The organism is Pseudomonas sp. L13 (genome assembly GCF_009935965.1).
In the GTDB taxonomy this organism is placed as follows: domain Bacteria; phylum Pseudomonadota; class Gammaproteobacteria; order Pseudomonadales; family Pseudomonadaceae; genus Aquipseudomonas; species Aquipseudomonas lactis.
This window is the reverse complement of sequence record NZ_QODJ01000045.1, coordinates 1-12,548: the sequence shown is the minus strand read 5'-3', so window position 1 is coordinate 12,548 and position 12,548 is coordinate 1. Positions and strand designations below refer to the sequence as shown.

Below are 12,548 nucleotides of genomic sequence, written 5' to 3'. Positions count from 1 at the left end.
ACGTTATGGCCCGTGGGGTTAACAAAGTCATATTGGTCGGTACTTGCGGCCAGGATCCCGAAGTTCGCTACTTGCCTAACGGTAACGCCGTGACCAACCTGAGCCTGGCGACCAGCGAACAGTGGACCGACAAGCAGACCGGCCAGAAGGTCGAGAAGACCGAATGGCATCGCGTGTCGATGTTCGGCAAGGTCGCAGAGATCGCCGGTGAATACCTGCGCAAAGGTTCACAGGTGTACATCGAAGGCAAACTGCAAACCCGCGAGTGGGAAAAAGACGGCATCAAGCGTTACACCACCGAAATCGTGGTCGACATGCAAGGCACCATGCAACTGCTGGGCGGCCGTCCACAGGGCGACCAACAGGGCCAGGGTGGCATGTCCAACTCGGCACCGCGCCCACAGCAGTCGCGTCCGCAGCCAAGCCAGCAGCCACAGCGTGAGTCGCGCCCAGCGCCACAACAGGCTGCTCCCCAGCCGGCTCCGGATTTCGACAGCTTTGATGACGATATCCCGTTCTAAGGTCCAAGACCGACCCTGAACAAACAAAACCCCCGATAGCGAAAGCATCGGGGGTTTTTTATGGGCGATGGTCAGGCGTGGGTGAACGGGATGCCTTTGTACAGACAGCACACTAACCCCAGCATTTGTTCTCATGGCTCACAAGATTTAGGCTGTCGCCACCTCTAGCAAGAAGGAAAGCTGTGATGACCTGGTCTGCCAAGCAGTACACGATGTTCGAACAGCAGCGCACTCGACCCGTCCGTGACCTGGTGGCGGCAATTCCCAACACCGACGTGGAGATCGCCGTTGACCTGGGTTGCGGGCCGGGGAACTCCACCGAAGTACTGGCCGAGCGTTTCCCCCAAGCGCACGTCACGGGCATGGACAGCTCCGATGACATGTTGCTGGACGCCCGCAAGCGCCTGCCCAGGTTGAACTTCGAGCTGGCAGACATCGGCGCCTGGCATCCGGCGCAACGCTTGGATGTGATCCTGGCCAATGCCTCGCTGCAATGGCTGCCCGATCACGCCACGCTCTACCCGCACTTGGTCCACCAACTGAACCCAGGCGGTACGCTGGCGGTGCAAACCCCGGACAACCTTGACGAGCCCGCCCATCGCCTGGCCCGTGAAGTTGCGGCCGATGGCCCGTGGTCGGCGAAGATAGGGGCGGTCAAACACAATGAACGGCACACCGCCAGTTACTACTACGAACTGCTGAGCAAGCATTGCAGTACCGTGGATGTGTGGCGCACCACCTATCAGCACCCGTTGGCGGACCACGGGGCGGTGGTGGAGTGGTTCAAGGCTTCGGCATTACGGCCTTTTCTTGCGCCGTTGACCGACGATGAAAAAGCCGCCTTCCTGCAGCAATACCAGGCGCGAATTACCCAGGCTTATCCAGCCCTGGCCGATGGCACGGTGTTGTTGCCCTTTCCGCGCCTGTTCATCATCGCCACACGCTGAAGCGACCGGCCCGAGTGGCGGTCACGCGGCCGCTGCTTGGGCCTTCAAATATTCCTCTGCCGACACCACACCCGCATAGCCAAAGGCCAAGGAGGCCATGTACGCGCCGTGTACCTGCGCCGCCGGAATCACCTGGCCGTTGAACTCCTGGTCGCGGGTCGCGCAGGCATCATGAATCACCGTAACCTTGTAGCCCAGGTCCGCCGCCGCCCGCACCACGGCGTCAACGCACATATGGCTCATGCTGCCCACTACCACCACGTCGGTGATGCTGCGCTGTTCCAGCAGTTCACGCAGGTTGGTTTGGCGAAACGCATTCACGAAGTGTTTGAGCACCACCGGTTCATCGCCCTCGTTGAGCACCTTGGCATGCAAGTGCGCGCCTTCGGAGCCCGGAGTGAAGAACGGTGCGTCGTCGCCAGCGAACTCATGGCGTACATGAATCACCGCATCGCCTGCTTGCCGAAACGCCTGTAGCACCTGCGCCGCCTTGTCCGCTGCGGCTTCCACGCCGTCGAGCGGCCACTTGCCCTGGGGGAAGTAGTCGTTCTGGATATCGATTAGGATGAGCGCCTGCTTGGCCATGTGTGTTGCCTCGTGATGGGTTGATGGGCCTAGTATCTTAGCTGGCGATCACGCCGAGAATTGGCTGCACCGACAATAACAGGGGGAAAACTGACAATGGCCGCGCAACGCAGCACTGCCGAGCTGGGTGTGTTGATCTACCAGGGCGCGCAACTCGCCGCAGTCCACGGGCTGACCGACCTGTTCGGGGTCGCTAACCGCATCGCCGCCGAGCATGAATGTGCGCAACTGCCGCTGCTGCGGGTCAGCCACTGGCAGGTTGATGCCCACGGCACGCCCGTACGCGCGTTCGACAGCCACCCAGGTCCCGACCAACCGATGATGGCCGTGCTGGTGCCACCCTCGATCGCAGAGTTCACCGAAGACCAGGCGCCGCCTGCACTGCTGCAATGGCTGCGCCAGCAACATGCAGCCGGTACCGTGCTGGGCGGCGTGTGCATCGGTTCGATCATGCTGGCGCGCAGCGGCCTGTTGGATGGCCGCAGCGCCACCACTCACTGGTCGTCCGCGAAGTCCTTTGCGGCCAGTTATCCGGCGGTGCGCCTGGAAGCGGATAAACCCATCGTCGATGACGGCGACCTGATTACCTCCGCTGGGCTGATGGCCTGGTCCGAACTGGGCCTGCGCCTGGTCGACCGCCTGATGGGCCCGAGCGTTGCAGCCGACACGGCGCGTTTTCTGGTGATCGAACACAGCGCCAGCGCCAGCCAATGCGGCAGCAACTTTTCGCCGATTCTCAGGCACGGCGATGGTGCAGTCCTCAAGGTCCAGCATTGGCTGCAGGCCAGTGGTGCGGTGGATGTGTCCGTGGCGGCGATGGCGCAGGCGGCGAACCTGGAGGAGCGCACGTTCTTGCGCCGCTTTCGCAACGCCACCGGGTTGAAACCCACCGAGTACTGCCAGCACCTGCGGGTCGGCAAGGCACGGCAGATGCTGGAGTTCACCAACGGCACGATCGATCACATTGCCTGGACCGTGGGCTATCAGGACCCCAGCGCCTTTCGCGCCATCTTCAAGAAAATCACCGGTCTGTCCCCCAGCGATTACCGCAACCGTTTTGGGGTTTGAATCGTGCAGAACGCCGCAGGGTTAACTTAGGGTCGTGCAGAATAAAACAGGCTAACGGCTATCACTTTTTGCGCAACTGATTGATTTAACGGCCATCCCCGCAAACCCTGCGTTGGCCTGATCCATGCAGCCCTCCTGCTACACAAGGCTGATAGAAAGGGGACCGCATGACCCCCACAAGTCGCAAGAAGCTGGTGGTTGCCCACTCCATGCGAGAAGGCGCGCCCTTGCATGAAATCGAAACCAACCGCGCCCTCGCACGCTGGCTGGCGCAGGTCCTGGGGCTCAAGTTCGGTGGTAGTTACGACCCGGCTCTGCATGCGGGTCGGGAGTTGTATCTGCTGCCCACGCAAACCCTGGTCGGACTCGCCCAAGCGCAACAGCTCAATATCCAGGGGCAACAAGATCTGTGGGGCGGCTATGTCGATCACGCCTTCATCTGCACCAAAGCCATCAGTCACGGCTTGTTGAGTCCCGAGGCCAAGGCGCCCGGAGGCTGGTCGCCGACATTCTGCGAGCGTGTGCGTGACGTGGTGTTGGACGGCGTGAGTGTGTTCGCCCTTGAGGACGCGCGGCCTGCCGCGACCCGCTTGCTCTACAGCGGCCCGATTCGTCTGAAACCCGTAAATGCCTGTGCAGGGCGGGGGCAGGAAGTTATCCACAGCCTGGATGAATTCGAGGCGATAGTGGCGCGTCCGGAAGCGGCCCGAATGTTCAATCAGGGCGTGGTGCTGGAACAAGACCTGCACGAGGTGGTCACCCATAGTGTGGGCCAGAGTTTTATCGGCGATCACCTCTTCAGCTACTGCGGTGAGCAGCATCTGACGCAAGACGGGCAGGGGGAAGAGGTCTACGGCGGTTCCGATCTGCTGGCCGTCCCCGGTGATTACGCAGCCCTGCTCAAATTGGATCTGCCTGAAAACGTGCGTAAGGCCATCGAACAGGCGCTGGTGTTCGACCGTGCTGCGAATGAGGCCTACCCAGGCTTCTTCGCCTCGCGCCGCAACTACGACATCGCCCAAGGCCTGGACAGCACCGGCCAGCGCCGCAGTGGCGTGCTCGAACAATCCTGGCGCATGGGCGGGGCCAGCAGCGCGGAAGTCGCGGCGTTGCAGAGTTTTATCAACCATCCGGGCCTCAAGGCCATCCGTGTGTCCTCGGTAGAAACCTATATAGACCAAGCGCTGCCGGCGGATGCCATTGAGGTATACCGAGGCCCGGCCGAAAACAGCGACTTTTTACTCAAGTATGTGACGGTCAAGACTTATGACGGCTAGAAGCGAGAGCATCACCATCGATATAGACGACGAACAGATGAGCGGGACCTTCCTCAGCCCCAAGTCCAAAGTGCCCGGTGTGTTGTTCGTGCACGGTTGGGGCGGTAGCCAGGAGCGCGACCTGGAGCGGGCCAAAGGTATCGCAGGCCTTGGGTGTGTGTGCCTGACCTTCGACCTGCGTGGCCATGCTGGCACCGGCATCCCCTTGTCCCGCGTCACCCGCGAAGACAACCTGCGCGACCTGCTGGCGGCCTATGACCGCCTACTGTCCCACCCAGCGATCGACACCTCGGCGGTGGCGGTGGTGGGCACCAGTTATGGTGGCTACCTGGCGGCGATCCTCACCTCACTGCGGCCGGTGCGCTGGCTGGCGCTGCGAGTGCCGGCGCTGTATCGCGACCAGGAATGGCTCAAGCCCAAGCGCGACTTGGACAAAGCCGACCTGATGGATTACCGCGGCACCCTCGTGCACGCCGAAACCAATCGGGCCCTGCACGCCTGTGCGCAATTTACCGGCGATGTGCTGATTGTCGAGTCGGAAACCGACGACCATGTGCCCCACGCCACCATCATGAGTTACCGCGCGGCATGCCAGCAAACCCACTCCCTGACCCACCGCATCATCGACGGCGCCGACCATTCCCTGAGCGATCCGGTGTCGCAGCAGGCGTACACCTCGATCCTGGTGGACTGGATTACCGAGATGGTGGTGGGGGAGCGGTTGAGCATCATCCAGGCCCGATAGTCGTTGCCCTTGTGATCGCTATCGCGGGCAAGCCCGGCTCCCACAGGGGAGTGCGTTCCAAGGTGGGAGCCGGGCTTGCCCGCGATAGCGATCCAACAGTCACCACAGTCTCCTCAGGCTGCCTTCTTCACCCGCAACGCCTTGGCCTTGGCCTCCACCCCCAAATACATCACCAGTGCAATCAACAACGGGCAAATAAAATAAATCGCCCGGTACGCGATCAACCCCGCCAGCAAACTCCCTCGCGACGCCTCATGCTGCAACAGCGCAATGAACACCGCCTCCAACACCCCTAACCCGGCGGGGATATGAGTGACCACCCCGGCAATCGCGCTGATCAACAGCACCCCCAGCACCAGCGGATAATCCAGCTTGGCCGGCAGCAGGGTAAATATCACCGCGGCCATCAATGACCAGTTCAACGCACCCAGGGCCAGCTGCAAACAGGCCATGCGCAGCGACGGCAAGTTGATCTCGATACCGCGAATCGACCAGGCGCGTTTTTTCGAAAACCGGCACGCCGCCAGGTAGCCCAGGCTCGCGAGCACCAATAACACCCCGACCCCTTGCAAGGCGCCGCTGCTGAGCTTCCAGCCTGGCGGCAGGGTCACCAACCCGCTGCTGAACACCACCCCGGCCAACGCCATATAGCCGAACCAATTGGTGGCCAGGCTCAGGCCGAGGATCTTGGCGATATTGCTGGTGCTCACGCCCAGGCGCGAATACAGCCGATACCGCATGGCGATACCGCCGACCCAGGCGCTGAGGTTGAGGTTGAACGCGTAGCTGATGATGCCCACCGGCAATATCTGCTTCCAGCGCAATGGTTGGCGAATGTAGGTGCGGCCTATCAGATCGAAACAGGCATAGACGATAAAACTGCACAGCGTCAGCGCGCCGGCGATGAACAATGTGCGCAGCTTGAACTCGCTCAGGGTCTGGAACACTTCGCTCCAGTCGATGCGCCGGGCGAGCAGGGTAAACAACACGATCAGCAGCACGAAGAACGCGATCGTCAGCGGTTTCTTCCAGCGCTTGAACCCAGAGGCTTGCGCTTGGGGGCGGGCTTCAGACGTCATGGGGTGTGGTCTCAAAAGGCTTCAAGCGCGGTTTGTGGGCCGGCAACCAACTGGCCAGTACCGGGAAATGGCGCATCACGTGAAACACCAGGAAACCCACGGTCAGGCGCCAGAGCCACAGGCGCGGTTTGCGCTTTTCCGGCATGGTCTGGCAATGATTGTGGGCGAGGGCTTCCAGGCGTTCGTATAGCTGCTGATTGAAAGTCCGGTCGCGAATCAGCACATTGGCTTCCAGGTTCAATGCCAGGCTCAGTGGGTCCAGGTTGCTGGAGCCGACGGTGCTCCATTCGTCATCCACCAGCGCCACCTTGCCGTGCAGCGGGCGTTGGCAGTATTCGTGGATCACCACGCCATCCTTGAGCAAGTAGTCATAGAGCATGCGCGCGGCGAGTTTCGCCAACAGCACGTCCGGCTGGCCTTGCATGATCAACTGCACGTGCACGCCACGACGCGCCGCGTTACGGATCTCGCGAAGCAGGCGGTAGCCGGGGAAGAAGTACGCGTTGGCGATCACCACCCGCTGCCGGGCCTGGCTCAAGGCATGGATATACGCGTCTTCGATGTCGTCACGATGCTGGATGTTGTCGCGGTAAATCAGGCGCACCAGGCCGTCGCCTGGCTCGTTCGTCCAGGGCGAAGGCCGTTGCTGGCGCCGCCGCCAACCGCGACGGCTGCGCACCTGGCGGCCACTTTGGGCGAGGGCGAAATGGTGCAGGTCGGCCACAGCGGGGCCGAACACCTGTACTGAGTAATCCTGTTTGGCTTCGGGGCCGAAATCCGCCAGGTGGTCGGCAGAAAAATTGATCCCGCCGATAAACGCCACGCGGGCGTCAACCACGACGATCTTGCGGTGCAGGCGGCGAAACCAGTTAGTGCGTATGCCCAGGGTCTTGGGCGCCGGGTCGAACATCTGCACCATCACCCCGGCTTCGGCCAATTCCCGCAGGAAGCCCGGGCTTAGCTCGCCACACCCAAAACCGTCGAGGCTGACCACCACCTTCACCCCGCGCTTGGCCGCCTCGATGAGGATGCTGTGCAGCTCAAAGCCGACCTTGTCTTCAAAGAGGATAAAGGTCTCCAGCAGGATCTCGCGCTCGGCGCTGCGCAACGCTCCGAATACCGCAGGAAAATACGCCTCGCCGTTCTCCAGCAATTGCACCTGGTTGCCGCTCTGCCAGCCGTAATCCAGATCCCGCGCCTTGCTGTCGTCTGGCGGTTGGTCTGTGGCGATATGGTCTACCGCAACGTTCATAGTTCCACCTCCACCGACAGCGGCACATGGTCTGAGAGATGGGACCAGGGGCGAGTGGTGAGCACGCGCGGGTTGTGCACCGTCAAATTGCGCACATAAATGCGGTCCAGCGGCAGTAGCGGCAGGCGCGCCGGGAAGGTGCGCGCCGGTTTGCCGAGGGTGTGCATAAACACTTCCTGCAGGCCGCTTTGGCTCAGATCGGCCTTTTGCCGCCAGTCGTTGAAGTCGCCGGCGACCACCAACGGCGCATCGGCCGGAATCTCGCTGATACGTTGTTCCAGTAACCGCAATTGTTGTTGGCGATGCACCTCGCGCAAGCCCAGGTGGATGCAGATGGCGTGCACTTGCTGACCACTGCCCGGCAGGCGCAGCACGCAATGCAGCAGGCCTCGGTTTTCATGGCCGCTTTGCGAGATGTCGAGGTTGTCGTAGCGAATGATCTGGAATTTCGACAGTAGCGCATTGCCATGGTCGCCATGGGGGTACACCGCATTGCGCCCATAGGCAAACTGCGGCCAGATGCTGTCCGCCAGGAACTCATACTGCGGCATTTTCGGCCAGTCGCTGTAGCGCTGTGGGTGGCGTTCGTGGGTGCCATGGATTTCCTGCAAAAACACCATGTCCGCGCCCACACTGCGGACCGCTTCACGCAGCTCGGGCAAGATGAAGCGGCGATTCAACGCGGTGAAACCCTTGTGGATATTGACCGTCAGCACTGTAAAACGAGTGATAGCGGTGGTCGGCGGGGTGGGGATCAGCTCTGGATGCGTCATGGCAATACTCCTGGTTCCGGCAGCCGGCCAGGTTCGGTGAGCAGGTGTTGGTCCAGCCCGAAACGTTGCAGCAATTGGCGTGCATCGAAGGGCGCGCGAACTTTGATGTCGTTGTCGAAAAAACAGAACACATCGCGCTGTTTACGCCTGCGGGGCGTGTGGTGCGGGTCGACGAGGTGTGCATCGGCAGGCTGCTTGCCGTGGGCCCAGCGCTCGATGCGGTCACCCCAGCGCTGGAGCGCTTCGGCGCTATAGCCGCTGGCGTATAACTGCTTGTCGCCATGCAAGCGCAGGTACATGAAGTTGGCGGTCACGTCTTCCATGTACGGCCATTTGCCTGCGGTGTCGGCGACCACCAGGGCCACCCCGTGCTTATCCAGCATCTGGATGAACTCCGGCACCGCAAAACTCGTGTTGCGAATCTCCACGGCATGGCGCAACGGCTTCTTGGCATAGGCCTTCATGCTCGCCTTGCCGTTAAGGCGCGGCTCATGCTGGCGGGCGAGGGCGGCGGCCTGCTGGGTGTCGGTGGGTAATTCAGCCAGAAAAGTTTCGAACAGCGTGGCGTCGAATTTGAAGCTGGGCGGAAACTGCCAGAGGATGGGGCCGAGTTTTTCTTTGAGTTCCAGCACCCCGGAAGCGAAGAAATTCGCCATCGGTTTGTGTACGTCGCGCAGGCGCAGGATATGCGTAATGAAACGGGGCGCCTTGACACTGAACATGAAGCCTTCGGGCGTATCGGCATACCACTCGGCATAGCGCTTAGGGGTTTGCAGCGCATAGAACGAGCCGTTGATTTCGATGCTGTTGACGGCGCGTGACGCAAACTGCAACTCGCGTTTCTGGGTCAGCCCTTCGGGGTAGAAATCCCCGCGCCAGGGCGTGTAGCGCCAGCCGGAAATGCCGATGTGAATCGCCGCCATGTGTGCTCCCGTGGTTGGTGGGTGGTTGACCTCCGTTATGGGATGACTGCGCTATTTGGCTGAAAGTTTCCACATTCCTACAGGCGGTACAGGGTAGGAAAAGATGGCAGGGCATCGCCCATGCGGGGAACGATCAAGGCCTAAACCCGTCAGTTCCTTACAGACCCTGCTGAAGGAGCTCGCTGTTTTGCTGAATCTAAAGACTGCATTACTGCTCGGTGCGTTGCTGCTTTGCGGTAACGGCGCACTGCAAGCCGCAGCGACGGCACCCGCTGCCGAGACGCCGGCCAAGCCGGAATTGCTGGTGCAAGGCGGGCTGCTGGGGGCCATCAGTTCCAGCATTGATGACGTGCAAGACAAGCTCGACCTCAACCAGAACCTCATTGACGCCTGGCGCCTGCGTGCCGACCGCGCCGCGGATGAAGTCGGGCGCCTGGTGGACCAGACCACCGCACGCTCGCCGTGGAGCGTGGCCGGCGATTTCCTGCTGTTGTCCGGCGTGTGGGCCGGTGCCTTTGCTGTGCTGACGATGCTGGGGCGCCTGGTTGTGAAACGCACGAGCCGCCGCCCATTCCTTGCGCGGCGTCAACGGCTGCAAGGCTTGCTGGGCTATGTGGTGCCCTACACGATCCCAGCGCTGATCTGCCTGCCGTTGACGCTTTATGTCAGTCACTTTTTAGCCGCGTCTATCGGTCGCGCCCTGGCGCTGTGTTTTGCCTACGCCACCAGCAGTGGCATCTTTTCCACCTCGCTGTTGCTGTGCGTCATTGTCATGTTCAACGTCGGGCACAAGCGGCCTGCTGTTCAGATCATTCGTGACTATTGCCCCAAGCCGCTGTTCCTGATCGGCTTTCTCGCGGCCCTCAGCGATGCGCTGACCAGCCCGCAAATCGCTCGTCAGTTGGGCGGCAATATCACCAGCAGCATCGCTGTGTTTACCGGCCTGTTTGCCGCGGTCATCTTTGGCGTGCTGGTGGTACGCCTGCGTCGCCCGGTGGCCCATTTGATCCGCAACCGGCCGCTGGCCCAGCGCCTCAAGCACCCGGCATTGCAACAATCGTTGCGGGTGTTTTCCGGGCTCTGGTACTGGCCGATTCTGTTGATGGTGCTGGTTTCGGCGGTCAACCTGATCGGCGCCGGCGACGACAACCAAGAGGCCCTGCGCTGCGCACTGCTCACCACCTTGTTGCTGATCGGCACGGTGTTTCTCAGCACCGTGCTGCAACACTTGTTCAAGTCCCGCAGCCAGGTGTCGATCCAACGCAGCAGCGCCTACAAGGAACGCTTCCTCAGTTTGCTGCACGCGATTTTGCGTATCGTCATGGCCATCGCGTTTATCGAGATACTCGGGCGTATCTGGGGCGTTTCGCTGTTCGAATTCGCCCAGCGCAACTCGGTGGGCCGGGCCATCAGTGATTCTCTCAGCAGTATCGGCCTGATCCTGTTGGTAACCTGGCTGTTCTGGGTGGTGCTCGACACCGCGATCCAGGAAGCCCTAAAGCCACCGGTGAACAAACGCTCCAGTCGCCAGCCCAGCACCCGGGTCAAAACCATCCTGCCGCTGCTGCGCAATGCGGTGAAGATCATCCTGGTGGTGATCTGCGCGATCACCACCATGGCCAACCTGGGCATCAATGTCGCGCCGTTGCTGGCAGGCGCCGGGGTGGTGGGCCTGGCCATCGGTTTCGGTTCCCAGCAACTGGTGCAGGACGTGATCACCGGCCTGTTCATCATTATCGAAGACACCCTGTCCATCGGCGATTGGGTGGTGCTCGACTCTGGCCACGCCGGCACCGTCGAAGGCCTGACCATCCGCACCCTGCGCCTGCGTGATGGCAAGGGCTTTGTGCATTCGGTGCCGTTCGGGCAGATCAAGGCGGTCACCAACCAGTCCCGTCAATTCGCCTATGCGTTCTTCTCGGTGCAGTTCACCTACGACACCGATGTGGACAGGGCCGTGGAGCTGATCCGCGAAGCCGGCCAGTCGATCCGCGACGATGTGTTCCTCAAGTACAATCTGCAAGGGCCATTGGAGGTGTTCGGGGTGGACAAGATGGACCTCAATGGCGTGGTGCTCACCGCGCAGTTCCGCACGGTTTCGGGTGGCCAATACGCGGTCAGCCGTGCGTTTAACCAGCGTCTGAAAAAGCTTGTGGATAACTGTGAGGCGGTGCACTTCGCCCAAACTTATCCACAGCAGCTCTTGCTCGCACCGCGCACGGCGCTGAAACAGGAGGCCGCCGAACCCGACGTCAAGACACTTAATCCGTGACGGTTGCGCTATAAGCCCGCAAAATGCAACGATTCTGGCAATGACCTACGACAGCGCACACCTGCCTGTCGATAATAACCATCGTTCCAAACAGACCGGGCCTGCTCAATCTATGCGAATGCGCCTTATGTTACTGGGCGGCGGGAATGCCCTCGGGCAGGCGCTGATTCGCCTCGGTGCGGAGGAAGACATCGGTTTCCTCGCCCCCAAACCGCCCCAAGACGGCTGGGATGCCGCAAGCCTCACCCAATTGCTCGACGACACCCGTCCCGATGCCTTGATCAACCTCGCCTACTATTTCGACTGGTTCCAGGCCGAAGCCGTGAGCGAATCCCGCTTGGCCGCCCAGGAATTCGCCATCGAACGCTTGGCCGAGCTGTGCCAGCATCACAGCATCACCCTGCTGCAGCCGTCCAGCTACCGTGTGTTCGATGGCTCCCGCGCCACCGCCTACAGCGAGAAAGACGAGCCGGTGCCCCTGGGCCTGCGCGGCCAGGCGTTATGGCGTATCGAACAAAGCGTGCGCGCCACATGCCCGCAGCATGTACTGCTGCGGTTTGGCTGGTTGCTCGATGACAGCGCCGACGGCACGCTCGGGCGCTTCCTGGCCCGGGCCGAGAGCGCCGACGAGCTACTGATGGCCGACGACCGCCGGGGCAACCCGACGCCGGTGGACGATGCAGCGCGGGTGATCATCTCGGTGCTCAAGCAACTTGATTGCGCCGCGCCACTGTGGGGCACTTACCACTACGCCGGCCACGAGGCGACGACGCCGTTGGCGCTGGGCCAGGCGATTCTCACTGAAGCGCGCAACTTCCATCCGCTCGCCATCGAGTCCCCCACCGCCCAGGCTCACGCAGCGCGGCCGGATGCGGCGGATGAGCCGCAGCATGCGGTGCTGGCCTGCAAGAAAATCCTGCATACCTTTGGCATCAAGCCACGGGCATGGCGGGCAGGCTTGCCGGCGCTACTGGATCGCTTCTACCGCCATAGCTGACACCCCCCAAAACCAAAAGTGGGAGGGGACTTATGTGGGAGGCCCCACTAAGTCTCCGACATAGCGCTGTCGCGCATCAAACTGGTTCATCGTAAGGTTTAAGAACGCG

Annotated in this window: 12 protein-coding genes; 7 read left to right on the top strand and 5 right to left on the bottom strand. The window is 61.5% G+C overall.

From position 1 onward, the window contains the following. The first annotated feature begins 5 nt into the window (after positions 1-5). Both DK871_RS20440 and tam read left to right on the top strand, forming a co-directional pair. Positions 6-521, top strand: a complete 516-nt coding sequence (locus DK871_RS20440) for a single-stranded DNA-binding protein (RefSeq protein WP_003232445.1) — start codon at positions 6-8, stop codon at positions 519-521. Positions 522-706: 185 nt separating this feature from the next. Continuing rightward, positions 707-1,468: a trans-aconitate 2-methyltransferase gene (gene tam, locus DK871_RS20435; RefSeq protein WP_161906431.1), complete on the top strand. Its 762-nt coding sequence runs from the start codon at positions 707-709 to the stop codon at positions 1,466-1,468. A 21-nt stretch (positions 1,469-1,489) separates the two neighbouring features. Here tam and DK871_RS20430 read toward each other — a convergent pair whose 3' ends face one another. After that, positions 1,490-2,053 (bottom strand): cysteine hydrolase family protein, encoded by a 564-nt coding sequence (locus DK871_RS20430; RefSeq protein WP_032895077.1) that lies wholly within the window; start codon positions 2,051-2,053, stop codon positions 1,490-1,492. A gap of 96 nt (positions 2,054-2,149) precedes the next feature. Between DK871_RS20430 and DK871_RS20425 the strand changes: the two genes are divergently transcribed. The 3 genes from DK871_RS20425 (at position 2,150) to DK871_RS20415 (ending at position 5,143) form a co-directional block, all read left to right on the top strand. Then, entirely contained in the window at positions 2,150-3,121 is a 972-nt protein-coding gene (locus DK871_RS20425) for a GlxA family transcriptional regulator (protein WP_161906430.1), read from the top strand. Positions 3,122-3,288: 167 nt separating this feature from the next. Then, a complete protein-coding gene (locus DK871_RS20420) occupies positions 3,289-4,398 on the top strand; it encodes a DUF3182 family protein (RefSeq protein WP_161906429.1) in 1,110 nt (369 codons plus the stop codon). Further along, on the top strand, positions 4,388-5,143 hold the full coding sequence (locus DK871_RS20415; RefSeq protein ID WP_019818878.1) for a S9 family peptidase: 756 nt from the start codon (positions 4,388-4,390) through the stop codon (positions 5,141-5,143). The genes DK871_RS20420 and DK871_RS20415 overlap by 11 nt, the downstream gene beginning before the upstream one ends. A 113-nt stretch (positions 5,144-5,256) precedes the next feature. Here DK871_RS20415 and DK871_RS20410 read toward each other — a convergent pair whose 3' ends face one another. The 4 genes from DK871_RS20410 to DK871_RS20395 are packed head-to-tail and all read right to left on the bottom strand — an operon-like array spanning position 5,257 to position 9,170. After that, positions 5,257-6,222 (bottom strand): lysylphosphatidylglycerol synthase domain-containing protein, encoded by a 966-nt coding sequence (locus DK871_RS20410; RefSeq protein WP_161906428.1) that lies wholly within the window; start codon positions 6,220-6,222, stop codon positions 5,257-5,259. Next, positions 6,212-7,474: a cardiolipin synthase ClsB gene (gene clsB / locus DK871_RS20405; protein ID WP_161906427.1), complete on the bottom strand. Its 1,263-nt coding sequence runs from the start codon at positions 7,472-7,474 to the stop codon at positions 6,212-6,214. Before clsB ends, DK871_RS20410 begins: the two co-directional genes overlap by 11 nt. Beyond that, positions 7,471-8,247: an endonuclease/exonuclease/phosphatase family protein gene (locus DK871_RS20400; RefSeq protein WP_032895083.1), complete on the bottom strand. Its 777-nt coding sequence runs from the start codon at positions 8,245-8,247 to the stop codon at positions 7,471-7,473. Before DK871_RS20400 ends, clsB begins: the two co-directional genes overlap by 4 nt. Continuing rightward, complete coding sequence (locus tag DK871_RS20395) at positions 8,244-9,170, bottom strand: DUF72 domain-containing protein (RefSeq protein WP_003194609.1); 927 nt, start codon at positions 9,168-9,170, stop codon at positions 8,244-8,246. Before DK871_RS20395 ends, DK871_RS20400 begins: the two co-directional genes overlap by 4 nt. 187 nt (positions 9,171-9,357) lie before the next feature. Here DK871_RS20395 and DK871_RS20390 point away from each other — a divergent pair, with 187 nt between their 5' ends. Then, a complete protein-coding gene (locus DK871_RS20390) occupies positions 9,358-11,442 on the top strand; it encodes a mechanosensitive ion channel family protein (protein WP_161906426.1) in 2,085 nt (694 codons plus the stop codon). A 112-nt stretch (positions 11,443-11,554) separates the two neighbouring features. Continuing rightward, positions 11,555-12,439, top strand: a complete 885-nt coding sequence (locus tag DK871_RS20385; RefSeq protein ID WP_161906425.1) for a sugar nucleotide-binding protein — start codon at positions 11,555-11,557, stop codon at positions 12,437-12,439. Positions 12,440-12,548: the final 109 nt, after the last annotated feature.

What these genes read in the sequence shown, in the direction of transcription:
- DK871_RS20440 (WP_003232445.1), top strand. Translation starts at nt 6, where the DNA reads ATGGCCCGTGGGGTTAACAAAGTCATATTGGTCGGTACTTGCGGCCAG.
- tam (WP_161906431.1), top strand. Translation starts at nt 707, where the DNA reads ATGACCTGGTCTGCCAAGCAGTACACGATGTTCGAACAGCAGCGCACT.
- DK871_RS20430 (WP_032895077.1), bottom strand. Translation starts at nt 2,053, where the DNA reads ATGGCCAAGCAGGCGCTCATCCTAATCGATATCCAGAACGACTACTTC.
- DK871_RS20425 (WP_161906430.1), top strand. Translation starts at nt 2,150, where the DNA reads ATGGCCGCGCAACGCAGCACTGCCGAGCTGGGTGTGTTGATCTACCAG.
- DK871_RS20420 (WP_161906429.1), top strand. Translation starts at nt 3,289, where the DNA reads ATGACCCCCACAAGTCGCAAGAAGCTGGTGGTTGCCCACTCCATGCGA.
- DK871_RS20415 (WP_019818878.1), top strand. Translation starts at nt 4,388, where the DNA reads ATGACGGCTAGAAGCGAGAGCATCACCATCGATATAGACGACGAACAG.
- DK871_RS20410 (WP_161906428.1), bottom strand. Translation starts at nt 6,222, where the DNA reads ATGACGTCTGAAGCCCGCCCCCAAGCGCAAGCCTCTGGGTTCAAGCGC.
- clsB (WP_161906427.1), bottom strand. Translation starts at nt 7,474, where the DNA reads ATGAACGTTGCGGTAGACCATATCGCCACAGACCAACCGCCAGACGAC.
- DK871_RS20400 (WP_032895083.1), bottom strand. Translation starts at nt 8,247, where the DNA reads ATGACGCATCCAGAGCTGATCCCCACCCCGCCGACCACCGCTATCACT.
- DK871_RS20395 (WP_003194609.1), bottom strand. Translation starts at nt 9,170, where the DNA reads ATGGCGGCGATTCACATCGGCATTTCCGGCTGGCGCTACACGCCCTGG.
- DK871_RS20385 (WP_161906425.1), top strand. Translation starts at nt 11,555, where the DNA reads ATGCGAATGCGCCTTATGTTACTGGGCGGCGGGAATGCCCTCGGGCAG.